Annotated in this window: 23 protein-coding genes; 9 read left to right on the forward strand and 14 right to left on the reverse strand. The window is 69.2% G+C overall.

Features of this window, described 5'->3' with window-relative positions; translation table 11 throughout:
* The first annotated feature begins 97 nt into the window (after positions 1 to 97).
* Positions 98 to 1,267 carry a 4-hydroxybenzoate 3-monooxygenase gene (gene pobA, locus VSR71_RS20350; protein WP_342915653.1) on the forward strand — a complete coding sequence of 390 codons (1,170 nt, stop codon included), beginning with the start codon at positions 98 to 100 and terminating at the stop codon, positions 1,265 to 1,267.
* A gap of 144 nt (positions 1,268 to 1,411) precedes the next feature.
* On the opposite strand, the gene VSR71_RS20355 is transcribed toward pobA, so the two are convergent.
* Positions 1,412 to 2,326: a sterol desaturase family protein gene (locus VSR71_RS20355; RefSeq protein ID WP_342915654.1), complete on the reverse strand. Its 915-nt coding sequence runs from the start codon at positions 2,324 to 2,326 to the stop codon at positions 1,412 to 1,414.
* Positions 2,327 to 2,575: 249 nt separating this feature from the next.
* Between VSR71_RS20355 and VSR71_RS20360 the strand changes: the two genes are divergently transcribed.
* The 5 genes from VSR71_RS20360 (at position 2,576) to VSR71_RS20380 (ending at position 7,107) form a co-directional block, all read left to right on the forward strand.
* Positions 2,576 to 3,589 carry a hypothetical protein gene (locus VSR71_RS20360; protein WP_342915655.1) on the forward strand — a complete coding sequence of 338 codons (1,014 nt, stop codon included), beginning with the start codon at positions 2,576 to 2,578 and terminating at the stop codon, positions 3,587 to 3,589.
* Positions 3,590 to 3,664: 75 nt separating this feature from the next.
* Positions 3,665 to 3,967 (forward strand): EF-hand domain-containing protein, encoded by a 303-nt coding sequence (locus VSR71_RS20365; RefSeq protein WP_342915656.1) that lies wholly within the window; start codon positions 3,665 to 3,667, stop codon positions 3,965 to 3,967.
* Positions 3,968 to 4,039: 72 nt separating this feature from the next.
* Complete coding sequence (locus VSR71_RS20370) at positions 4,040 to 4,753, forward strand: response regulator (RefSeq protein ID WP_133095930.1); 714 nt, start codon at positions 4,040 to 4,042, stop codon at positions 4,751 to 4,753.
* A gap of 14 nt (positions 4,754 to 4,767) precedes the next feature.
* Positions 4,768 to 6,099 carry an ATP-binding protein gene (locus VSR71_RS20375; protein WP_342915764.1) on the forward strand — a complete coding sequence of 444 codons (1,332 nt, stop codon included), beginning with the start codon at positions 4,768 to 4,770 and terminating at the stop codon, positions 6,097 to 6,099.
* 243 nt (positions 6,100 to 6,342) lie between these two features.
* Entirely contained in the window at positions 6,343 to 7,107 is a 765-nt protein-coding gene (locus VSR71_RS20380) for a DUF4410 domain-containing protein (RefSeq protein WP_342915657.1), read from the forward strand.
* 50 nt (positions 7,108 to 7,157) lie between these two features.
* On the opposite strand, the gene VSR71_RS20385 is transcribed toward VSR71_RS20380, so the two are convergent.
* Positions 7,158 to 7,619, reverse strand: a complete 462-nt coding sequence (locus VSR71_RS20385; protein WP_342915658.1) for a potassium channel family protein — start codon at positions 7,617 to 7,619, stop codon at positions 7,158 to 7,160.
* Positions 7,620 to 7,799: 180 nt separating this feature from the next.
* On the opposite strand from VSR71_RS20385, the gene VSR71_RS20390 reads away from it, so the two are divergent.
* From VSR71_RS20390 to VSR71_RS20400, 3 genes are read left to right on the forward strand one after another with little or no spacing between them, the layout of a single operon-like run.
* Entirely contained in the window at positions 7,800 to 8,786 is a 987-nt protein-coding gene (locus tag VSR71_RS20390; RefSeq protein WP_428979441.1) for a Bug family tripartite tricarboxylate transporter substrate binding protein, read from the forward strand.
* A 16-nt stretch (positions 8,787 to 8,802) separates the two neighbouring features.
* Positions 8,803 to 9,684 carry a PhzF family phenazine biosynthesis protein gene (locus tag VSR71_RS20395; RefSeq protein ID WP_428979443.1) on the forward strand — a complete coding sequence of 294 codons (882 nt, stop codon included), beginning with the start codon at positions 8,803 to 8,805 and terminating at the stop codon, positions 9,682 to 9,684.
* Positions 9,681 to 10,148, forward strand: a complete 468-nt coding sequence (locus VSR71_RS20400; protein WP_342915660.1) for a RidA family protein — start codon at positions 9,681 to 9,683, stop codon at positions 10,146 to 10,148. Before VSR71_RS20395 ends, VSR71_RS20400 begins: the two co-directional genes overlap by 4 nt.
* A gap of 32 nt (positions 10,149 to 10,180) precedes the next feature.
* On the opposite strand, the gene VSR71_RS20405 is transcribed toward VSR71_RS20400, so the two are convergent.
* The 12 genes from VSR71_RS20405 to VSR71_RS20460 all read right to left on the reverse strand — a co-directional run bounded on the left by VSR71_RS20405 (position 10,181) and on the right by VSR71_RS20460 (position 20,873).
* Positions 10,181 to 10,954 carry a helix-turn-helix transcriptional regulator gene (locus tag VSR71_RS20405; RefSeq protein ID WP_342915661.1) on the reverse strand — a complete coding sequence of 258 codons (774 nt, stop codon included), beginning with the start codon at positions 10,952 to 10,954 and terminating at the stop codon, positions 10,181 to 10,183.
* Positions 10,955 to 11,042: 88 nt separating this feature from the next.
* Positions 11,043 to 11,804: a uroporphyrinogen-III C-methyltransferase gene (gene cobA, locus VSR71_RS20410; protein ID WP_342915662.1), complete on the reverse strand. Its 762-nt coding sequence runs from the start codon at positions 11,802 to 11,804 to the stop codon at positions 11,043 to 11,045.
* 33 nt (positions 11,805 to 11,837) lie between these two features.
* Entirely contained in the window at positions 11,838 to 13,337 is a 1,500-nt protein-coding gene (locus VSR71_RS20415; protein WP_342915663.1) for a cytochrome D1 domain-containing protein, read from the reverse strand.
* Positions 13,334 to 14,497: a heme d1 biosynthesis radical SAM protein NirJ gene (gene nirJ, locus VSR71_RS20420; RefSeq protein ID WP_342915664.1), complete on the reverse strand. Its 1,164-nt coding sequence runs from the start codon at positions 14,495 to 14,497 to the stop codon at positions 13,334 to 13,336. Before nirJ ends, VSR71_RS20415 begins: the two co-directional genes overlap by 4 nt.
* Positions 14,497 to 15,012, reverse strand: coding sequence for an Lrp/AsnC family transcriptional regulator (locus tag VSR71_RS20425; protein ID WP_342915766.1), 516 nt, complete (start codon positions 15,010 to 15,012; stop codon positions 14,497 to 14,499). The genes nirJ and VSR71_RS20425 overlap by 1 nt, the downstream gene beginning before the upstream one ends.
* 10 nt (positions 15,013 to 15,022) lie before the next feature.
* On the reverse strand, positions 15,023 to 15,523 hold the full coding sequence (locus VSR71_RS20430; protein ID WP_342915767.1) for an Lrp/AsnC family transcriptional regulator: 501 nt from the start codon (positions 15,521 to 15,523) through the stop codon (positions 15,023 to 15,025).
* A gap of 2 nt (positions 15,524 to 15,525) precedes the next feature.
* Positions 15,526 to 16,512: an Lrp/AsnC family transcriptional regulator gene (locus VSR71_RS20435; RefSeq protein WP_342915665.1), complete on the reverse strand. Its 987-nt coding sequence runs from the start codon at positions 16,510 to 16,512 to the stop codon at positions 15,526 to 15,528.
* Between the two features lie 7 nt (positions 16,513 to 16,519).
* A complete protein-coding gene (locus VSR71_RS20440) occupies positions 16,520 to 17,761 on the reverse strand; it encodes a cytochrome D1 domain-containing protein (RefSeq protein ID WP_342915666.1) in 1,242 nt (413 codons plus the stop codon).
* On the reverse strand, positions 17,689 to 18,081 hold the full coding sequence (locus VSR71_RS20445; protein WP_342915667.1) for a cytochrome c: 393 nt from the start codon (positions 18,079 to 18,081) through the stop codon (positions 17,689 to 17,691). Before VSR71_RS20445 ends, VSR71_RS20440 begins: the two co-directional genes overlap by 73 nt.
* Entirely contained in the window at positions 18,063 to 18,404 is a 342-nt protein-coding gene (locus VSR71_RS20450; protein WP_342915668.1) for a c-type cytochrome, read from the reverse strand. Before VSR71_RS20450 ends, VSR71_RS20445 begins: the two co-directional genes overlap by 19 nt.
* A 68-nt stretch (positions 18,405 to 18,472) precedes the next feature.
* Entirely contained in the window at positions 18,473 to 20,158 is a 1,686-nt protein-coding gene (locus tag VSR71_RS20455) for a nitrite reductase (RefSeq protein WP_342915669.1), read from the reverse strand.
* 289 nt (positions 20,159 to 20,447) lie between these two features.
* A complete protein-coding gene (locus VSR71_RS20460; RefSeq protein WP_133095920.1) occupies positions 20,448 to 20,873 on the reverse strand; it encodes a universal stress protein in 426 nt (141 codons plus the stop codon).

The raw sequence follows: 20,873 nt of genomic DNA on the forward strand, positions 1-20,873 counted from the left end.
CGATTGTCCTGTCATCGGTTCGGTCTGTCCATTCCGTAGCGGACGTCCGGCGACTATCGTTAGCGCCAGCAGTTCGCTATGCACAAGGAGACAAGACATGCGCACCCAGGTTGCCATCATCGGCGCCGGCCCCGCCGGCCTGTTGCTCGGGCAGTTGCTTACCAAGGCGGGCATCGACAACGTTATCGTCGAGCAACGCAGTCCGGAATACGTGCTGGGGCGCATCCGCGCCGGCATCCTCGAAAGCGTGACCGTCGATGCGCTGGAACGCGCGGGCGTGGCGGCGCGGCTGCATGAGGAAGGGCTGGTGCACGACGGCATCGAGCTGTCGTTCGATGGCCAGCGGCATCGCATCGACCTGCACGCGCTGGTCGGCCGCAGCGTGACCGTCTACGGCCAGACCGAGGTCACGCGCGACCTGATGGCGGCACGGCAGGAAGCGGGCATCACCACGGTCTATGAGGCGCAGGATGTCAGCCTGCATGACTTCGACGGTGCGAGTCCGGTGGTCCGCTATCGCAAGGACGGCGTCGCGCACGAGATCCGCTGCGACTACATCGCCGGCTGTGACGGCTTCCATGGCATCAGCCGCCAGAGCGTGCCGCGTGCCGCCACGCAGCTGTTCGAGCGCGTCTATCCGTTCGGCTGGCTTGGCATTCTCTCGGACACACCGCCGCTGGCGGACGAACTCGTCTACGCCAGCCACGAACGCGGCTTTGCGCTGTGCAGCATGCGCTCGCGCACGCGCAGCCGCTACTACGTGCAGGTGCCATCCAGCGAGCGCGTGGAGGACTGGTCCGATGACCGCTTCTGGGACGAACTGCGCCGCCGCCTCGATCCGCGGTCGGCGCAGTCGCTGGTGACGGGCCCGAGCATCGAGAAGAGCATCGCGCCATTGCGCAGCTTTGTGTGCGAGCCGATGCGCTTCGGCAGCCTGTTCCTGGCCGGCGATGCCGCGCATATCGTGCCGCCTACCGGCGCCAAGGGGCTGAACCTGGCGGCCAGCGACGTGCTGACCCTGGCCGACGGACTGATCGCCGCCTACCGGCATGACGACAAGCGCGAGCTGGATGCCTATTCGGCGCGCTGCCTGCGCCGCATCTGGAAGGCCGAGCGCTTTTCATGGTGGCTGACTTCGTTGATGCATCGCTTCCCGGATGCGGATCCGTTTGCGCTGCGCATGCAGCGCGCCGAGCTCGATTACCTGGTGGGTTCGGAAGCGGCGTGCCGGGTGCTGGCGGAGAATTATGTGGGGTTGCCTTACTGACAGTGCTGGGCGGAAACCACCGCCGCCAGCGAAGGCCCCACTCTCCGCAGTGGGTGAGGGGAGCAAGCCGGCGCTCAAGCGTTCTCGAAAGCAAAGAAAAAGAGCGGCCTTTGCCGCGCTTTCCAATCCTGCATCCTGCAGGTATTACCTGAGCTCCACCGCCACCGCACGCTCTGCTTGCGCCTGCAGCCGCAGGCTTTCGGTGGTCTGCCCCGACCCGTCCGGCGTCCAACCCGGGGGCATCACCAGATAGCCAATCGCATTCAGCAGGCTGCCGGCATTGGCCATGTCCTTGCCCAGGCCAATCCAGTGTTCGAACTGGTTGACGAACGGGTTGTGCGTGGTGGTCGGGTGGACCAGGCCGTAGCGGCAGGGCTCCTCTTCACGCTCTTCCACATAGGTGCCAAACAGTCGGTCGAAGATGATCAGCACGCCGCCGAAGTTGGCGTCCAGGTAGTCGATGTTCGAAGCATGGTGCACGCGGTGCGCCGACGGGGTGTTGAACACGTATTCGAGCCAGCCCAGCTTGGGGATCCACGTGGTATGCAGCCAGAACTGGTACAGCAGGTTCAGGCTCAGCACAGCCAGCACCACTTCCGGACGCACGCCAAGCCAGACCAGCGGCGCGAAGAAGATGGCGGTGCCGGTGATCTTGCCGGTCCAGCCCAGGCGATAGGCGGTGCCCAGCGTCAGTTCGTTCGGCGAGTGGTGCACCGCGTGCGTCGCCCAGAAGAAGCGGATGCGGTGCGAGGCGCGGTGGTACCAGTAGTAGCAGAACTCTTGTCCGAGGAAGAGCAGCAGCACGGCCAGCGCGCTGTTGATCTCGACCGTGAAGATGCGGTGCTGCCAGGCAAACGCGAACACCGGCGTGGCCAGTGACAGCGGCAACAGCGCCAGCAGCTTGCGGCCGACCAGGTCGGCCAGCGACAGGGCGACTTCGTGCCAGGGATAGGCCTTGCCTTGGCGGTTCGCCTTGCGTGCCAGCACGAAGGCTTCGACCAGGGAGACCGCCACGATAAACGCCGTGACGTAGAGGGTGAATTTGCCGAGGTTGTGCATGTCGGGTCCGGTGCGGTGAGGTGGGACGCTTGGCTTGCGGGATTGGCTTGCTGCGTCGGTTAGGCAAATGTAGTGGCTGGACCCGTGCGGCGCCATCCGCAATTATTTCGCCGTATGTCATGTCCGGCGGCCCGCCGGGCGGTGTAACACCGCGACATTTTTCTACCGCGAAAAGCCGCCATGCCTTTCCTATAGTTCGACCGTCGCCGCGACACGTTGCGCGGCATCACCGAACCAGAAGGATCTGCCATGACGAAACGCCCTGCCAATACCGAAACCGAAACCTCCCTGCGCCCGACGCGCGGATTGCGCCTGCCCCGCCTGCTTGGCATCGCCGGCGGCGCGTTGGTGATCCTGGCGAGCACGCCCGCCTTCGCCGCATTCGGCGGACACAGCACGGCCTATACCCCGCGCGGCACGTTCAACAGCGGTCATATCGGCGCCTGCGGTGGCGGCAGCTGCTCGCACGCCGGCGGCATCGAGGGCCCGCATGGCGGCCTGGCCACCAATACCGGCACCGTCACACGCACCGCGCCGGGCCAGTTCAGCAACAGCGGCACCGCCATCGGTCCCAACGGGCGCTCGGTACAGCACGACGGCAGCACCAGTTGCGCCGGCGGCACCTGCTCGCACAGCGGCGACCTGACCGGCCCGAATGGCCAGACCGCCACGACGTCGGGAAGCGTGACCCGCGATGGCGTGGGCCAGTACTCGTCGTCGGGCACCGTCACTGGCGCAAACGGCAACTCCTACGGGCACGCCGCTTCGACCAGTTGCGCCGGCTCGACCTGCTACCGCTCGGGCACCGTGACCGGTGCGCAGGGCGGCACCGTTGCACACTCGGGCAGCGCCACCAGCGTGGCGCCCGGCGTGGTGACCACCGGCGGCGGCTCCACCGTGGTCCACGGCGCGGCGGTCACGACGGGCGGCACTACCGTCACCACGGTCGGAACGGTCGGTACGGTGGCTGCCGTCGGCACGGTGGGTACGACGGTGGCGGTCAGCACGCCGCCGGTGGTGGTGACGCCGCCGCCCCCGCCGCCGGCGCCGGTCTACGTGCCGGCCCCGGCGCCCGCCACGGTGTACGTCCCGCCGCCCGCGAAGGTCGTGGTTGCGCCGCCGCCGCCGGTTCGCGTCGTGATCGCCACACCGGTGCCGCGCACGGTCTATGTCGCGCCGCGCGCGGTCTACGTCGCCCGTCCGGCCGTCATGGTCCCCGGCCACTGGGCCGGCGGCGTGTGGGTACCCGCCCACGTGGTCTGAGCGCACCGACGCGTTTCCCCATCGATTTTTCCTTACCAATCGCCGGCAAGGGCCGGCTGTCCCACGGAGTCCATCATGAAGAAGATGATTGCAGTGCTTATGTTGTGTATTGTTTCTGCAGGCGCCTATGCGCAAAGTGCCGAGATGCCGGCAGCAGCCGGTGCCGGTGGAGTACGGGCCGAGCGTGCGCTGCAGCAGTTGCAGGAGCGTTTCGCCAGCGCGAACACCACGCGGGACGGCAAGCTGACCCGCGAGCAGGCGCAGGCCGGCATGCCGATGGTCGCGAGCCACTTCGACCAGATCGACACGCAGCGGCTGGGCTACGTGACGCTGCCGCAGATCGAGGCCTTCATGAAGCAGAAGATGCTATCGCGCTGATGCGCCGAAGCCTGGCGCCGAAGTTGGGACAGCAAGCCGGCGGCGGCACGCCGGCATCGCCGGAGACCCGTGATGGAACAGGTGAACAGGATTGTCGTGCTCGACGATGAAGCCGAGCTGCGCAACATGCTGCAACGCTTCCTGACCGGGCACGGCTTCCGCGTGCGCGCGGTGGCCGACGGCAAGCAGCTCGACAAGTACCTGCAGCGCGAGCCGCACGACCTGCTGGTGCTCGACCTGATGATGGAGCCCGAGGACGGCCTCACCATCTGCAAGCGCCTGCGGGCCGAGGGCCACACCCTGCCGATCCTGATGCTGACGGCCAAGGGCGACCCGATGGACCGCGTCGCCGGCCTGGAAACGGGCGCCGACGATTACCTCGCCAAGCCCTTCGTGCCGGATGAGCTGGTGGCGCGCATCCGCGCGCTGCTGCGCCGGCAGAAGATGTCGGCCGGCGACCCCACCGTGACCACGCAGAGGCTGCGCTTTGGCGACTTCACCTTCGATGTCGGCAAGCAGACGCTGCTGCGCGGCGGCGAGCCGGTCGAAGTGCATTCGGCGCAGATGCTGCTGCTGCACGCGCTGGGATCGTCGCCGAACCGCGCGGTCAGCCGCGAGAACCTGCTGGCGAGGGCGCGCGGGCGCGACCATGATGCGCTCGACCGCAGCATCGACGTGCAGATCCTGCGGCTGCGCCAGATCGTCGAAGACGATCCGTCCAAGCCGCGCTTTATCAAGACCGTGTGGGGCGTCGGCTACATGCTGGTCGCCGGCGTGGATTCGTGACCCGTTCGTCGCCCATGCTCAGGCGCCTGCTGCCGCGCTCGCTGCTGGCGCGCAATATCGCGCTGCTGGTGGCGCTGGTGGCCATCACCCAAGTGTGTTCGCTGACGGTGCTGATGCACTACGTGCAGCGCCCGCGCATCGAGCGCGCCGCCATCGTCTTCGCCGATTACGTGCGCACCCTCGACCGCGTGGTGGCGGCGCTGCCGCTTGATCCCGGTGGCGCCGCGGCCACGCGCATAGGCGCGCAGGCGCAGGAACCCGCGCACGCCGCCGAGAAGCCGGCGCCAGACCTGCATCACCTGCTGCGCAGCTGGCAGCGCGATGTGTTCATGGAAGCCCTGCGCCGCCACCTTCCCGCCGACATGCCGGTGCGATGGCAGACCGGCGAGGCCGAGCAGCTCTGGATCCGCATGCATGTGGGCGGCGCGCCGCGCTGGATCGGCCTGCCGATCAACGAGGACGTGCGCGCCGGCGGCATCACCACGGCGCTGGCGCTGTCGACCGCGCTGGCGCTGCTGGCGGCGCTGACCGGCTACCTGATCCAGCGCCATCTGAACCGGCCGCTGCAGGACCTGGCGCGTGCCGCGCAGGACATCTGCGCGGGCTCGACACCGCCGCCGCTGCCGACCGACGGCCCGACCGAGATCGCCCAAGTCAGCAGCGCCTTCAACCAGATGACGCAGGCATTGCAGCAGGCCGAGCAGACGCGCGCGCTGATGCTGGCGGGTGTCTCGCACGACATCCGCACGCCGCTGACCAAATTGCGCCTGGCCATGGCCATGTCGATTCCGCGCGGCGCCGACGACGCGTTCGTGGCTTCGGCCGAGGGCTACCTGGACCACATCGAGACCATCCTGCAGCAGTTCATGGACTACGCCGGCAGCGGCGAGAAAGAGCAGCCGCAGCCCGGCGACGTCAACGCGCTGGTGTCGCAACTCGCCGCCGACTTCGCCGGCCTGGGCCATGAGTTCGAGCTGTCGCTGGCGGAATTGCCCCCGGTTCCCTATCGCCCGGTCAGCCTGATGCGGCTGCTGATGAACCTGATGCAGAACGCTGTCGTCTACGGCAAGTCTGGCTTCAGCGTGCGCACGTGGCGCGATGCCGCGTGCGCTTACGTGGCCGTGGGCGACCGCGGCACCGGCATCGCCGCGCACGAGCTGGAGCAGCTCAAGGCGCCCTTCAGCCGCGGCGCCAACGCGCGCGGCCACGCGGGCGGCACAGGGCTCGGTCTGGCCATCGTCGAGCGCATTGCGCGGCTGCACGGCGGTTCGCTGCAGTTCCGCCCGCGCGATGGTGGCGGGCTTGAAGCGGTGGTGGCGCTGCCGCTGCAGGCGCCGGCGGCGTAGCGCCCCCCGTCCCGCCACCCCGCCCACACACGCCGCGCCGTGACATGGCGCGAAATAATTGCCGCATGGCGCTGCGCGCGGGTTTTTCCCATACTTCCGTCACCGCGATGCCACGCACGGAAACACCGAAGCAGGCAGCGCGGCAAGAAGCTCCCGATGGTTTGCGATCCCCTGATGCAACGATGTCGGTGACAGCTCTTCCAGACCACTGACGGCACCACTCGCCAACCCAAAGGAACCGATATGCGCAACGCTCTCCAGACCATCGCCAAGCAAACCAAGCGCCTGACCATCGCCGCACTCGCCGCCACCGCCATGCTGGGTGCCGGCTACGCCAATGCCGGTGTCACCGGCATCAACCAGATGGGCCTGACGCAGGCGGTGCACGCCGACGTGATCTACGTCCACGCGTTCGACGCCGATGCCGGGCAGGTGAAGCTTGACGGCGGCCTCGCGCAGAAGGTCAAGATGATGGCCGCCGGCGGCTCGTCGGCCAGCGCGCAGGGCCAGGCCGCGGTCGAAGCGCGCGAGCAGGTTGCCAACGAGATCGTGCGCGAACTGCGCGGCATGGGCCTGAACGCGGTGCGTTCCGACGCGCCGGCGCCGGCTGGTGCCAATGCGCTGATCGTCGAGGGCGATTTCCGCAAGATCGATGAAGGCAGCGGCCGCCGCCGCCTGCTGATCGGCCTGGGTGCCGGCAAGAGCGAAGTCGGCGCCGACGTGCGCATCTCGTACAAGCCTGCCAACGGCGCCCCGATCCCGCTGCAGAGCTTTGTTGCCAGCGCGGATTCGGGCCATGTCCCGGGCGTGGCGGAAACCGCCGGCATCGGTGCCGCGGCCGGGCATGTGGCGATGGCGGCAGCCGGTGGCGCCGGTGTGCACGGTGTCACGGAAATGACGCATGACTCGATCTCCGCCGATGCCACGCGCCTGGGCAATTCGATCGCCAGCCAGGTCGCGGCTGCGAGCACCGAAGAAGGCTGGCTGACCGCCTCGGCGGCCCGATAAGCAGCCGACGCGCGGGGCGGGACGGCCCGCCCCCGCGCCGCCTTCGACCATCAAGCCCCGGCCCCGCCTTGCGCGGGGCCTTCGCTTTCCCGGTGGCGCAGCGCGTTGGTCACCACCCTGGAAAAGAACGCGAAGTACAAGCCGGTCGACAGGCCGCACATCAGGATGCCGGTCAGCGCTTCCACGCTGCCCACCAGGCGCCATGGTTGCGGCAGCACCACGTCGCCATATCCGGTGGTGGTGTAGGTCACGGCGCTGAAGTAGAGCGCCGTCAGCACATCCGGCATCCCGGCGCGCCAGTAGTAGAACAGGCCCCAGGCCATGATCTGCAACAGGTGCAGCAGGATCGTGCACGCCGCCAGGCTGATCAGCGCGTGCGTGGCGCGCCAGAAGTAGCGCGGACCCGGGGGGATCCGCCACTTGAGCCAGTGAAACGCGGCCATGATGCCGATCGCGTGGATCGAAACGCAAAGCGCCATCAAAAGGAATGCGAAGAGAGCCTTGGTCAGCATGGTTGTGCCTGTTGGTGTCGCGCGGACCCCATGCTACTCCGTGACGCGGCCGCATGGTGGGGCGGCATGGCGGGCGCAATTGACGTTGTCCGATTTCGGATCAAGGCATGTCGCGTGCCGGTTTGGCCGCAGCGTGCGCCTTCCCTAGACTCAAGCCGTTCAAGTCAAGGAGAACGCCCCATGGCAACCCTGCCACCCTTCCTTTCCAAGCTACCCGCCTGCATGCTCGGCGTGCTTTGCCTGGCCCAGGCCGGCGCTGCTGTCGCGCAGGGCTGGCCCACCAGGCCGGTGACGCTGGTGGTGCCGTTTCCGGCCGGCGGCGGCACCGACCTGCTCGTTCACACCATCCAGCCCAAGCTGCAGGCGGCGCTCGGCCAGCCCGTGGTGATCGACAACCGCAGCGGCGCGGGCGGTACCATCGGCTCGACCTTCGTGGCGCGTGCCGCGCCGGACGGCTACGTGGTCGGCGTGGCGACCACCAGTACGCATGCGGTCAGCGCCAGCGTTTATCCCAGGCTGCCGTACAGGCCGGCCACCGACTTTGCCTACGCCGGCTTTATCGGCACGTCGCCTTATGTGCTCGCGGTCAATCGCGCGCTGCAGGCACCTGACGTGAAAACGCTGCTCGACCGGCTGCGCCACGACAAGCTTGCGCAGCACAGCTTTGCCTCGGTCGGCGTGGGCACGGTATCGCACCTGATCGGCGTGCAATTCCAGGCGTTGTCCAGGGTGCCGCTGACGCATGTGCCGTATCGCGGCGCGGCGCCCGCCTATACCGACCTCATCGGTGGCCAGGTACAGCTGATGTTCGACAACCCCGCGGGACTTGTGCCGTACCTCCGCGCCGGCAAGCTGCTCGCCGTCGCGACCACGGCGCCGACGCCGCTGCTGCCCGACGTGCCGACCTTCGCCAGCCAGGGCGTGCCGGGCTTCGCGCAGCAGCTCTGGTATGGACTGGCGTTTCCACGCGGGACGCCGGCGCCGGTGGTCGCGCGCATGAACCAGGCGCTCAACCAGGTGCTGGCGGACAAGGACACTGTCCGCGAACTCGCCGACAAGGGCGTGACGGCGCGCCCGGGCACACCTGCCGAGATGCTCGGCGCCGTGCAGCACGACTTGTCTTACTGGGGCGGGATTGCCCGGTCCGTGGGAGCGACGATTGAATAAGCCACAGCAACACACCATGCCCGCGCGCGGCCGCGTAGCGCTGATCGACGTATTCGCACGTGGCCCCGGCGGCGGCAACCCGGTACCGCTGGTGGCCGATGCGCAAGGCATGTCCGAGGCGGACATGCAGCAAGTCGCGGCGCGCCACGGCCATGAATCCGCCTTTGTGCTGCCGCCGTCGGCCGAAGGGGCGGACCTGCGCCTGCGTTTCTTTGTGCCGCGCCACGAGATGGAGATGTGCGGCCATGCCACGGTGGGCGCATTGTGGGCGCTGCGCCAATGGGGGCGCTGGACCACGCCGGCCGCGCGCGTCGAGACGCTGAGCGGCATCGTGACGGCGCGCTGGGACGACGCGGCGCAGCGGGTGTGGATTTCGCAGCCGCCGGTGCAGGAAACCGCGCTGGATGCGGCCCAGCGCCGGGCGGTCGCCGCGGTGCTGGGCTTGCCCGGCGATGGCGCCGGCCACGCCATGACCAACGCCTGCACCAGCCGCGTCAAGACACTGGTGGCGATGCCGGATGCAGCGGCGCTGGCCGCGTTGCAGCCGGACTTCTCTCGGATGGCGGAGCTGTGCGATGCGATCGGGTCCACCGGGCTGTACCCGTACGCGGATGCGGCAACGGACGACCCGCCAGCGCCGCCGGCCACGCGGGTGGTGCATGCCCGGCAGTTTCCGCGCTCCTCCGGCTACCCGGAGGACGCCGCCACCGGCATTGCCGCCGCTGCGCTGTGGGGACACCTTGCCGGCAACTCCCGGGGTGTCGCGCCGGTGCTCGCGGTACGGCAGGGCGAAACCATGGGCCGTCCCTCCGAAATCGTGGTGGCACCGCGCATGGCGGCCGACGGTACGGCAAACGGCTGCTGGCTCGGCGGCGCGGTCCAATGGAGCCAGTCATGAGCGCCACAACGCCGGAAGCCCGGCTCGCGGCCGCGGGCCTAGTGCTGCCGAACGCGCCTGTCCCGCGCGGCAGCTACGCGCCGGCCTGCTTGATCGACGGCCGCATCAGCATCAGTGGCCAGACGCCGCGGCGTGACGGCATTGCCATGGCTGGCTGCTGCGCCACCGAAGCCGATATCCCGGCCGCCTGCCTTGCAGCCGAGGTGGCGATGCTGAATGCGCTGGCCGCGCTACGCGCGGCCGCCGGTGGCGAACTGGCGGCAGTGCGGCAGGTCACGCGGCTGCGCGGCTTCGTGCGTGCGCATGGCGATTTCACCCGGCACTCGCTGGTGGTGGACAGCGCCTCCGCGTTGCTGGCACTGGCTTTCCCCAATCAGGCGCTGCCGGCCCGCACCGCGGTGGGTGTGGCAAGCCTGCCGGACCGCGCGTGGATCGAGATCGAACTGGAGGCCTGCCTGGCGTGAATGGCAGGTAATGGTTGACCCGGGCAGTGCGCTCAGCCCGCAGGCGGCACCTCGCGCAGCAGGCGCGCGAGATGGCCGCTGCTGGCGAAGCCAACACGCTCGCTGACGCGGGACAGCGGCAACCCCGCGGCCAGCAGGCTGCGCGCATGCGCCGCGAGCACGCGCCGCCGGACAGCGACCGGACTGGCGCCGAATTCGACCTGGCAGGCGCGCTGCAACTGCCGCGCCGAGACGCCCAGGGCGCAGGCCGCGGCATCGATCGACGGAAGCGGCTGGTCGCGCTCCAGCGCCGCGCTGAAGCATCGCACCAGCCTGAGCGCGAGCGAGGCAGGCTCCTGCGGCAGCGCCAGCAGCGGACTGGCCATGACCTGCCCGACGATGGCGCGCACCAGCAGCTCCGCGCTGGCCGGCGCAAGCCCGGGCGCCAGCAGCGCTTCAAGCATGGCCAGCGCAGCCCCGTCGAGCCGCAGCGCGCCGTAGGGCGCGGCTCCGCGCAGCCTGTCAGGGGGCAGGTAGAGTTCGCCGTGATGCTGGCGGCCGGCTTCCGCCGCGGTGAAATGGCGCGTCGACGCCGGCAGCAGGACCGCGCCGCCGCGTACCAGCGTGGCCGCGACCGGTCCGGGCTGCTGCGCCTCGTCCTGGTTTTCCCACACGCTGCGCAGCCGGCCGGCGCGCGTCCACAGCAGCATGCTGCAGTCGTGCGTATGCCATTCGCGCCGGAAGCCCGTGTGGCGGCTTTCATGCAAGGCAAAGCCACGCCCGGCGGTCAGGTGCAGCTTGGGGGAATGATGTGTCAGGGCAGCCACTTTCGGGGATTGCGGGCGCTTGCGTGATCTGGGTGTGCCGACGATGGTGCCATATCCCGGGCGGGACGGGGAGTCCCGCCAGCAGGAGCTACGGCGCGGCGGACGACAAGGCCATCGCCTGTGGCATGGCGTCTGCTACCACGCCGCCCACCAGCACCACCGCCGGGCTGGCCATCCCGGCGGACAACGCTTCGGCGAGCGTTTGTACCGTGCCGGCCCAGCAGCGTTCTGCCGCGCCGCCGGCATGCATCACCACCGCCGCCGGCATGTCGGCGCGCATGCCGGCCGCCAGCAGTTCGTCCCGGATTGCCGCGAGCCGGCTCATGCCCATGTAGATGACCAGCGTGGTGCCGGCGCGCACCAGTGCGTCCCAGTCGGGCGAGCCGTGTTCGCTGGTGTGCCCGGTGACGAAGGTCACGCCGTGGCAGTGCGCGCGGTGGGTCAGCGCGACGCCCAGGGCCTGCGCCGCCGCCATGCCGCTGCTGATGCCGTTGACTACTTCCACCGGCACGCCGTGCGCGCGCAGGAAGGCGGCTTCTTCGCCGCCGCGACCGAACAGCAGCGGGTCGCCGCCCTTGACGCGCGCCACGGTACGGCCGGCCAGCGCATGCTGCAGCGTCAGCTGCTGGATGCGCGCCTGGGTGACCGAGCAGCGGCCGCCGCGCTTGCCGACCCACTCGACGTGGGTGCCGGGCCGGGCATAGCAGGACATCTCCGGCGAGACCAGGTCATCGACCAGCCATACGTCGGCGCACGCGAGCGCGCGCATCGCGCGCACCGTGACCAGGTCGGGGCTGCCGGGGCCGACGCCGACCAGCCAGACCTTGCCGGGCTTGAGGGGAGAGTTCATGCGTAGGACTCCTGCGCGCGCGGCGGCATGGCGTCAATGACTGGTGCCGGCCGAACGCGTGGTCTTGTTGAACACGTTGTACTTGCCGATGGGCTTGTCCATCGGGATGCGCTTCACTTCCTGCAGCGTGGCGGCGTCATAGACTACGAGCGCGCCGTCGCGCTCCATCAGGCTGACCAGCGCATAGCGCCCGTCGCGTGTGAATTCCACATGCGCGGCGGTGTGGCCCGGGCTGGGCGTGACGCTGCCGGCGACCTGCAGGGTCTGTTTGTCGATCACCTGCAGGGTGTCGCGCCGCGGGCTCATCATGGCGTCGGCCCAGGCGTACCGGCTGTTCTCGTGGCTGCGCAGGAAGAAGCCGGGGCCGTTGGTCGGGATGGTGGCGACGGTATGCCAGTCCTGCATGTCGATCACCGAGATGCGGCCCTGCCCGAGGTCGGGCGACGCCATCACTTCATGGCCGTCCCGCTCCCACGTGATGCCGCTGCCGAGGTGCGGCATGCCGCCGAGCGCCAGCGAGGCCACCTTGCGACCCTGACCGAGGTCGATCACCTGGCCGCCGCCGCTGCGCGATGCACCGAGGATATGGCGGTAAGGCTGGTCGAAGAAGAAGTCGTCGAGCACATCGTCCAGCACGATTGCACGCGGCGACAGCGACGCCAGGGACTTGCCGGCGGCATCCGCATACGGGATTTCCCAGACCTCGGCGATGTCCTTCAGCGCCGCGATAAAGCTGTGGCGCGGTGCGGCGTCGTAGACCGCCGATACCCGCGAGGCGTCGCCACTGCGGCCCCTGACGTCGATCACCCGCGCCAGCGACAGGTCGTCGGCGCGCAGCAGCACCAGCGTGCGCGGCAGCGTATTCCCGGCCAGCACCCAGCGCCCGTCGTCGCTGACGGCAACGTTGCGCGTGTTGATGCCGACGCGGATCTCGGCGACATAGGCCAGGTTCCACAGGTCGTATTTGCTGACCCAGCCATCTCGGCTTGCCATGTAGACATAGCGGCCATCGCGGCTGAACTTGGGACCGCCGTGCAAGGCGAAGCGCGTGGCAAAGCGATGGATCGGTGCCAGCCGGTCGCCATCGAGCACGGTCATGTGATGGCTGCCTGCCTCGACCACCACGAACAGGTTCTGCGGATCGGCGCTGAACACGGGACGTGCCGGCAGCGTGCCGGGTGCATGCGTGACCACGTGGCTGGCACGGATCGCGTCGGCGCTCCATTGCGGCGCGGCGGCGGGTGCCGTGCGCAGCCAGCGCGCCAGTGCCTGCAGTTCAGGCGCAGCCAGCATGGCGCCGAAGGCCGGCATCTGCGTCGCGGCACGGCCGTCGCGCAGCACGGTGTCGAGCTCGCTGGCGCGCAACCGCTCCAGGCTTTCCGGCAGCAGCGCGGGGCCCATGCCGCCGAGGCGGTCGGCGCCGTGGCAGGCGGCGCAGTGCAGGCCATAGAGCGCGGCAGGATCGAGCGCGAACGCGGACTGCAGCCAGCAAGCGAGCGCCACGGACAGGAGCCAGCGGGCAATGCGCATCATGCCGCCACCTCCGTGCCGGGCGCGGCGGCAATTTCCGCGTCGCTGAGGTAGCAGCCCGGATCTTCCGCCCACGCGTTGCCGCTCAGCGCGAATGCGCGCACGCGGGTGTTGCCGTTGCAGATGGCGCGGTGCGCGCAGTCCGCGCAGCGTCCCTGCAACGGGCGCGGCCGGCTGGCCAGTCCCGCCATCAGCGGATCGGCGCGGCTTGCCCAGATCTCGCCAAAGGGCTGCTCGCGCACGTTGCCCAGCGTGACGTGCCACCACATCGTGTCGGGATGCACGTTGCCGAGGTTGTCGATATTGGCGACACCCACGCCGGTGGCGTTGCCGCCCCACTGTTCCAGCCGCCGGCGCATGTCGGCAACGCGGTGCGGGAAGCGCTGCGCAATCCAGTACAGCAGGTAGACCCCGTCGGCGTCGTTGTTGCCGGTGACGAAATCGCCGGCATGGCCCGCGCGCGTGCGCTGCCAGACATGGTCGAACAGCCAGTCCAGCGCAGCGCGCGTGCGCGCATGCCGCGCGTCCTCGGCGCGATGGCTGCGCGCGCGGCCGGCGTAGTTGAAGTGGGACAGGTAAAACTTGTCGATGCCTTCGCGTTCGGCCAGGGCGACGAGATCGGGCAGCTGCGCGGCGTTGGCTTCGGTCAACGTCATGCGCACGCCGACGCGCAGGCCGGCGGCGCGCGCGACGCGCAGCCCCGCCAGCGCCTGCGCGAAGGCGCCATCGCTGCGGCGGAAGCGGTCGTGCGTGGCGGGCAGGCCGTCCAGGCTGACGCCGACATAGTCGAAACCCGCCGCGGCCAGCCGGGCGGCGTGACCGGCATCGAGCAGCGTGCCGTTGGACGACAGCGAAAGATGGAAGCCGAGCGCGCGCGCATGTGCGGCAATGTCATACAGGTCCGGCCGCAGCAGCGGCTCGCCACCGGACAGGATCAGCGCGGGCACGCGCGCGTCGCGCAATTGCCCGAGCACGCGCAGCGCCTGGCCGGTATCGAGCTCGCCCTTGAAATCGGTATCGGCCGAAGTGGCATAGCAATGCCGGCAGTTGAGGTTGCAGCGGCGGATCAGGTTCCAGATCACGACCGGCCCGGCGGCCTTGCGGGCAGGTGGCACCGGTCCGGCATCGCGCAGGGCTTCCATGAAACGGGACAGGCGGAACATCAGCGTGGCTCCTGTGAAGCAGCGCCGTCCGGGGGGAGGCGCAGGCCGGTTTTCTTCAGGATGCGGGTGGACCACAGCACATCATGCGCGCCGCAGGCGTCGCCCAGCAGCGCAGCGATGCGGGCGATCTGCGGCGCCGCGTCGGCGCGCGTACGCGCGTGGACCATTGCGAACAGGTTGTAGGGCCAGCGCGGCAAGCGGCGCGGGCGCAGGTAGCAGTGGCTGACGAAGGGCAGCGCACCCACGCGCTCGCCGAGCGCATCGACGCGGGCATCGTCCACGTCCCACACCGTCATGCCATTGGCGCGCCAGCCCAGCCGGTAGTGGTTGGGTACCGCGCCGATGCGGCGCAGCGTGCCGCGCGCCTGCATCGCGGCCAGCCGGGCGATGACTTCGGATTCATCGATTGCCAGCGTGGCGGCGACCGCGGCAAATGGCGCCGGCTCCAGCGGCAAGCCCGCCTGCGTGGCGCGGATCAGGGCGAGATCGATGGCATCGTGGGCGGTCGTGGGCATCATTTGGGCATCATGCGGGCAGGAAGAGGTTGACGAAGAACTCGCGCTCCTTGGGAAACGGCAGGATCTCGACGCCCGCCGCGGCGGCGATGCGCGCGAGCGCCGGGGCCACGTCTTCGGCCCGCGCGACCGCCAGCACGAACCACAGGTTCAGGTGGTGGGTGCGCTGGTAGTGGTGCGCGACCTCGGGGAAGGCGTTGATCGCGCCGGCGACCGCGTCGAGCCGTTGTTCCGGCGCGTGGCAGGCGCACAGCACGAAGCGGCCGCCCGCGCGCTCGATCTGGTAGAGCGGGCCGAAGCGTGTCAGCACGCCGTGGTCGAGCAGCCGGCGCAGCCGCGCCAGCAATTCGTCCTCACCGATGCCGAGGGAGGCGGCTGCCACGGCATAGGGCCGCGGCACCAGCGGCAGGCCGCGCTGCAGCGCGTTGATGATGCGGCGGTCAGTGGCGTCGATGGCGTCGATGGCGTCGATGGTGTCGGGAGGCTCGGCGCCGCAGGCATCGGCTGTCATGCTCATGCCGCCTCCTGCGTGGCGTAGCGCGTGCCGCGCTGCTTGTAGCAACGGGTGCCGACCAGCACCGCGCCGGGGGTCCGCTCCAGCCCCACGGTGGCGCGGATGTGGTCGAGTGCCGGCTGCAGGTCGTGCGCATCGCGCGCATGGATCATCGCGAACAGGTTGAAGGGCCAGGCCGGCCGGCGCCGTTCGCGCCGGTAGCACAGCGTCACGCGCGGCTGGCGTGCCAGGCGCAGGCCGATCGCGTCGACGCGGGCGTCCGGCACGTCCCATACGCACATGGCATTGTGGCCGTAGCCGAAGCGGCCGTGGCGCAACACCACGCCGAGCCGCCGGATCAGGCCCTGCGCCGACCATTGCGCAATCCGCTGCAGCATCCAGGGTATCGGCAGCCGCGTGCGCAGCGCCAGCTCATGGAATGGTCGTGGCGTCAGCGGCAGACCTGCCTCCAGCGCGGCCACCAGGCGCCAGTCCTCCGCATCCAGCGAGACCGGCTGCACGGGTGCGGCGATCCGGCGGCGAACGGTCGTGCCGCGGTCGCCGGTACCAAGCGCAAAGCCCAGGTCGATGTGGTACTCGCGCGCCATCGGCAGGTCCAGCGGGACTTGCCCCGCCATGCCGGCAATGGCGGCCAGCGTGCCGTCCAGCGTGCTGCGCTCGCGCGCGCCTGCGACAAACCACAGGTTGTAGGCGTGACCGCTGCGCGCGTAGTTGTGGCTGACCGACGCGCAGGTGCTGACTCGCGCGGCCACGCGATCGAGCTGCGCTGTCGGCAAGCTCAACGCGGCCAGCGTGCTGACGCCGATCACATTGGGCGCGAACACGGCGCCGACGCGACTGATCCGGCCCGTGCCGAGGTCGCGCGCCAGCAGCGACAGCAGCGTGTGCTCGCACAGGCCCAGCCCTTCCGCGAGCGCCTGGTAGGGGCGGGGCTGCAGCGGAAAGTCGTGCTGCAGCGTGTCGTACAGGGTGCGTTCGTCGAGCATGGCCCCCCTACATGCCGAAGCGCTGCGCTCGCGCGGTGAAGAAGATGCCGCTGGGATTGTCGGCCGGCAGCGTGGCGATACGCGCCAGGCTGGCGGTGTCATAGACTTCGACGCGGTTGTCGTCGCGGCAGGACAGCCACAGCGCCTCGCCCTTCGGGGTGAATTCCATATGCAGCACGCCGCGGCACGGGCGCAGCGTGCGTACCACCTCGCGCGCGGCGGTGTCGATGACCTGCACGGTGTCGTTTTGCGGGAAGGCGAAATTGACCCATACCTGCCGCCCGTCCGGACGTGCCATGACGAAGACGGGCTGACCCGCCAGCGCCACGCGCGCGGTCTGTTGCCAGCCGTGCGCCGGATCGGCGACCAGCACTTCGTGGCGGCCGATGGCGGGCAGCCACGCCTGGCCCTGCGCCATCGCCCAGCCGCGCAGGTGCGGCATCTTGTAGACCGGCAGCGGCTGGCTGCCGCGGCCGTAGCCGGAGAGGATGCGGCGTGCCTGCAGGGGCCTCTGCCACAGGTCGACCAGCGCCAGCCCGTCCTCGCCGAACAGGCCGGCCAGGTACCAGCGTCCGTCGGGCGTGACCAGGCCGTCATACGGCTCGCGCCCGGCCGGCACGCGCGTCACCTGCGGATGGCGCGGATCGGCGGCATCGACGATCCAGATCTCGCCGGACTCGAACAGGCTGGCGGCAAAGCGCCGGCCCGGCAGGTCCGCCAGGCCCACCACCTTGGCGCGGCGCCCGTCCTGCCCGATGGCCGGCAGGTCCGCCAGCGGCTCAAGGGTGCGGGCATCGAACAGCCTGATCCCGCCCGGCGCGTAGTTCTGCGCGGCCACCACGCTTCCATCCTGCGAGATCGCACCGCCGATGCTGTTGCCCGCCTGCTGGATGCGGTGCGTGATGCGCGCATCCAGCAGGTCCACGCGCGTGAGCCCGCCGTCGCGGCCGAATACGTAGGCGTAGCGCGCATCGCGCGAGAACACCACGCTGGCGTGCGACAGGTCGCCCAGCCCGTCGACCGTGGCCAGCCGCGTCATGCCGGTGGTTTCAACGATCTGCAGCCGGCCGGCGGCACGTTCCACCACCACGCCGAGATCGCCGGTGCCGCGCACCGCGCCGGCACAGCCGGCCAGCAGCGCGGCGGCACAGGCGAGCGCGGCGGCGAGGCCGCGCATCAGCGTGCCGGCGGCGCGGTGACTGGCATGACGGGCGGCGGCTCGCCGGCCCGGAGTCGTTCGATCAGCCATAGGGCTTCATCCTGCGTCATGAAGGGTTGCCAGGGCGGCATGGCGGTGCCGGGGCGCCCGTACAGCACGGTGGCGACAAGGCTCTCCGGCGGCTTGCCCGCCAGCGCCTCGCGCGTCAGCGCCGGACCCAGCCCGCCGCGCAGCGTCATGCCGTGGCAGGCGCCGCAATCGTCGCGCAGCCAGTGCGCCAGTTGCGCCTGCCGCGTGGGCGTGGGCGTGGACTGCGCCGGCACCGTTGCCGGCGCGGCCAGTAGCGCCGCGGCCAGCACCGTCGCCGTGGCGCCACGCCACGCCCGTGTCATCAGAGCGACAGGATCCATTTGGCCAGCGTATTGGCCTCGGCCTCGCTGACCGCGTTGGCCGGCATCGGCATTGCGCCCCACTGGCCATTGCTGCCCTTCAGGATCGACTGGACCATATGCGGCTGCCCGTCTTTCTTGCCTGCGTATTTGGCCTTGACGTCCTTGAAGGCCGGTCCGATCAGTTTCTTGTCGACGCCGTGGCAGGACAGGCAGGCCTTGCTGGACGCAAGCTGCTGGTTCGCATGAGCCACGCCGGGTATGGCGGCGCCGAACGAGAGGGCACAGCCGGCGGCTGCGAGCAGCGCGGGCAGGCGCGCAGGCAGGTGGATGGGAAGCTTCATCGTGATTTCTCCGTTTGGGGGAATGGAAGCCGGCACCGCACCGAGAGAGCGGTGCGGTGCCGCGGGTTTTAGTAGACGTCGTGTTGCGTGTTGTAGGCGTTGAACTTGCCGGTGGGCGTGATCAGGCGCTTGTCCTTGATCACCGTCTTGAGCGTGCGGGTCTTGTCATCGACCACCACCAGCGCGGACTCGCCGTCCTTGGTGCCCCAGACCGAGAACCAGACCTCGTCGCCGGCCTTGTTGTACTCGGCCTGCACCACGCGCCTGGCGCCTGCACCCTTCAGGCCGGCCCAGTCGGCGATCGGCAGCACCTTGAAGCCGTCTTCCAGGTTGCGCGTATCGAACACCGCCACCGACTGGTTCAGCTTGGCATCGGGATTCAGCGGTGTATCGACCCAGAGGTTCGAGGACCTGGGGTGCGTCTTGATGAACAGCGAGCCGCCGCCCTGTCCCTTGAGCGTCTGCACCACCTTCCAGGCCTGCGCCGGATGGCCGGCGGGATCGGTGCCGACCAGGCTGATGGTCTCGTCGCCCAGGTGGCTGGTGGCCCAGACCGGGCCGAATTTCGGATGCGTGAAGTTGGCGCCGCGACCCGGGTGCGGGGTCTTGCCCACCTCGATCAGCGCGGCAAGCTTGTCTTCCTTGGTGTCGACCACGGCGATCTTGTCCGACGCATTGGCCGCGACCAGGAAGTAGCGCCCTGTGGAATCGAAGCCGCCGTCATGCAGGAACTTGGCCGAATCGATGGTGGTGGTCTTCAGGTTGGACAGGTCCGAGTAGTTGACCATCAGGATCTTGCCGGTCTCCTTGGCGTTGATCACGAACTCGGGGTGGTAGTGGCTGGCGACGATCGAGGCGACGCGCGGCTCGGGGTGGTACTCGTTGTCGACGGTCATGCCGCGCGTGGACACCACCTTCAGCGGCTTGAGCGTATCGCCTTCCATGATCACGTACTGCGGCGGCCAGTACGAGCCCGCCACCGCGTACTTGTCCTCATAGCCCTTGTACTTGGAGGTTTCGACCGAGCGTGCCTCCATGCCGATCTTGACCTCGGCGACGATGTCGGGCTTGGGCAGCCACAGGTCGATCAGGTCCAGCCGCGCATCGCGCCCGATCACGTACAGGTAGCGGCCCGACGCCGACATGCGCGAGATATGCACCGCGTAGCCGGTCTTGACGATGTTGATGATCTGCTTGCTGTCGCCGTCGATCAGCGCGACCTCGCCGGCGTCGCGCAGCGTGACGGAGAAGAGGTTGTCCAGGTTGTACTGGTTCATCTTCTTCGTCGGCCGTTGCGCGACGGGCAGGATGTCCTTGCGGCTTTTCTCGATGTCGGCCAGTGAAAATTCCGGCGGCGTCGGCGGGTCGAGCTGGATGTAGCGGGCCATCAGGTCGACTTCCTGGTCGGAGAGATCGCCGGAAGTCCCCCAGTTCGGCATGCCGGCCGGGCTGCCGTACTTGATGAAGGTCTTCAGGTATTCGGAGCCGCGCGCGCGGGTGATGTCTGGCGTCAGCGGCTTGCCGGTCGCGCCCTTGCGCAGCACGCCGTGGCAGCCGGCACAGCGCTCGAAGTAGATCTGCCTGGCGTGGTCGAACTCGGCCGCGGTGAGCGTGGGGATTGCCGCCTTCTGTTCCGCTTTTGCTTCAGGCTTCGGTGCGGCCCTGGCGGTGTTGGTGGCTGCCTGGGGAAGACCCAGCCAGAGCGAGAGCGGCAGTGCCGCGAATGCGGGGTAAAGCCATTTTCTTGCTTTCATGGTGCCGTGGTTCAGCGGGTTGTGGAAAGCTGTTGTCGCGGTGCTGTGGGGCGCGAACTGGCACCAGGCGCTTGCAGTGATGATGCGGACACACTGCGAGAAGGGGATTGACTGGCATCAAACCGTACCGGATGTCACGCAACGGTTTTTTTCGCCGATGGAGAAGGCGCGGTTGCGGCGGTTGCAGCGGTTGCGTGCCGGGCGGGCGCGCGCGTTCCCAGGGCGGCGCCTTCTCGTGGAATCGCGCCGCCTTATGGCAAGGGGCTTGCGTAGCGGAAACGACGCGCCGCTAATCCTTGATCAGCAGCACAGGGCAGTGCGCATGGGCGAGGACCCGTCTTGCCACCGACCCGACGATGGCATCCAGGAAGCCGCCCCGGCCATGCGAGCCCATCACGATCAGGCTGGCGCCGATCTGGCTCGCATACTCGACGATGCGGGTCGGTGCGAAGCCTGTGAAGCCATGGCGCTCGAACGGGATTCCGGCTTCGCCGAGGATGGTGGCCACCGAGCCCATCGCCTTCTCGTTCTGTTCGCGATGCCAGTCGTCGAGCGTGCGGCGATCGATGAAAGACTTGATGTCGCCGGGCACATCCGGTTCGCAATGCACCACGTGCACGACGAAGTCGCGGGTCAGCAACGGGCTTTGCGCCAGGTAGCGCGCAGCCGCGTCGCTATAGGACGACCCGTCGGTCGCCAGAAGGATCTTGTTCAT

Source organism: Cupriavidus oxalaticus, assembly GCF_038900635.1.
GTDB classification, from domain to species: domain Bacteria; phylum Pseudomonadota; class Gammaproteobacteria; order Burkholderiales; family Burkholderiaceae; genus Cupriavidus; species Cupriavidus oxalaticus_B.

Coding starts and splice junctions, on each gene's coding strand:
- nirJ (WP_342915664.1), bottom strand. CDS start 14,497: ATGTTCCGCCTGTCCCGTTTCATGGAAGCCCTGCGCGATGCCGGACCG.
- VSR71_RS20390 (WP_428979441.1), top strand. CDS start 7,800: ATGGCAACCCTGCCACCCTTCCTTTCCAAGCTACCCGCCTGCATGCTC.
- VSR71_RS20370 (WP_133095930.1), top strand. CDS start 4,040: ATGGAACAGGTGAACAGGATTGTCGTGCTCGACGATGAAGCCGAGCTG.
- VSR71_RS20425 (WP_342915766.1), bottom strand. CDS start 15,012: ATGCCCACGACCGCCCACGATGCCATCGATCTCGCCCTGATCCGCGCC.
- VSR71_RS20360 (WP_342915655.1), top strand. CDS start 2,576: ATGACGAAACGCCCTGCCAATACCGAAACCGAAACCTCCCTGCGCCCG.
- VSR71_RS20365 (WP_342915656.1), top strand. CDS start 3,665: ATGAAGAAGATGATTGCAGTGCTTATGTTGTGTATTGTTTCTGCAGGC.
- pobA (WP_342915653.1), top strand. CDS start 98: ATGCGCACCCAGGTTGCCATCATCGGCGCCGGCCCCGCCGGCCTGTTG.
- VSR71_RS20430 (WP_342915767.1), bottom strand. CDS start 15,523: ATGACAGCCGATGCCTGCGGCGCCGAGCCTCCCGACACCATCGACGCC.
- VSR71_RS20375 (WP_342915764.1), top strand. CDS start 4,768: ATGCTCAGGCGCCTGCTGCCGCGCTCGCTGCTGGCGCGCAATATCGCG.
- VSR71_RS20435 (WP_342915665.1), bottom strand. CDS start 16,512: ATGCTCGACGAACGCACCCTGTACGACACGCTGCAGCACGACTTTCCG.
- VSR71_RS20415 (WP_342915663.1), bottom strand. CDS start 13,337: ATGATGCGCATTGCCCGCTGGCTCCTGTCCGTGGCGCTCGCTTGCTGG.
- VSR71_RS20450 (WP_342915668.1), bottom strand. CDS start 18,404: ATGAAGCTTCCCATCCACCTGCCTGCGCGCCTGCCCGCGCTGCTCGCA.
- VSR71_RS20355 (WP_342915654.1), bottom strand. CDS start 2,326: ATGCACAACCTCGGCAAATTCACCCTCTACGTCACGGCGTTTATCGTG.
- VSR71_RS20445 (WP_342915667.1), bottom strand. CDS start 18,081: ATGGATCCTGTCGCTCTGATGACACGGGCGTGGCGTGGCGCCACGGCG.
- VSR71_RS20455 (WP_342915669.1), bottom strand. CDS start 20,158: ATGAAAGCAAGAAAATGGCTTTACCCCGCATTCGCGGCACTGCCGCTC.
- VSR71_RS20400 (WP_342915660.1), top strand. CDS start 9,681: ATGAGCGCCACAACGCCGGAAGCCCGGCTCGCGGCCGCGGGCCTAGTG.
- VSR71_RS20395 (WP_428979443.1), top strand. CDS start 8,803: ATGCCCGCGCGCGGCCGCGTAGCGCTGATCGACGTATTCGCACGTGGC.
- VSR71_RS20440 (WP_342915666.1), bottom strand. CDS start 17,761: ATGGCTGATCGAACGACTCCGGGCCGGCGAGCCGCCGCCCGTCATGCC.
- cobA (WP_342915662.1), bottom strand. CDS start 11,804: ATGAACTCTCCCCTCAAGCCCGGCAAGGTCTGGCTGGTCGGCGTCGGC.
- VSR71_RS20385 (WP_342915658.1), bottom strand. CDS start 7,619: ATGCTGACCAAGGCTCTCTTCGCATTCCTTTTGATGGCGCTTTGCGTT.
- VSR71_RS20460 (WP_133095920.1), bottom strand. CDS start 20,873: ATGAACAAGATCCTTCTGGCGACCGACGGGTCGTCCTATAGCGACGCG.
- VSR71_RS20380 (WP_342915657.1), top strand. CDS start 6,343: ATGCGCAACGCTCTCCAGACCATCGCCAAGCAAACCAAGCGCCTGACC.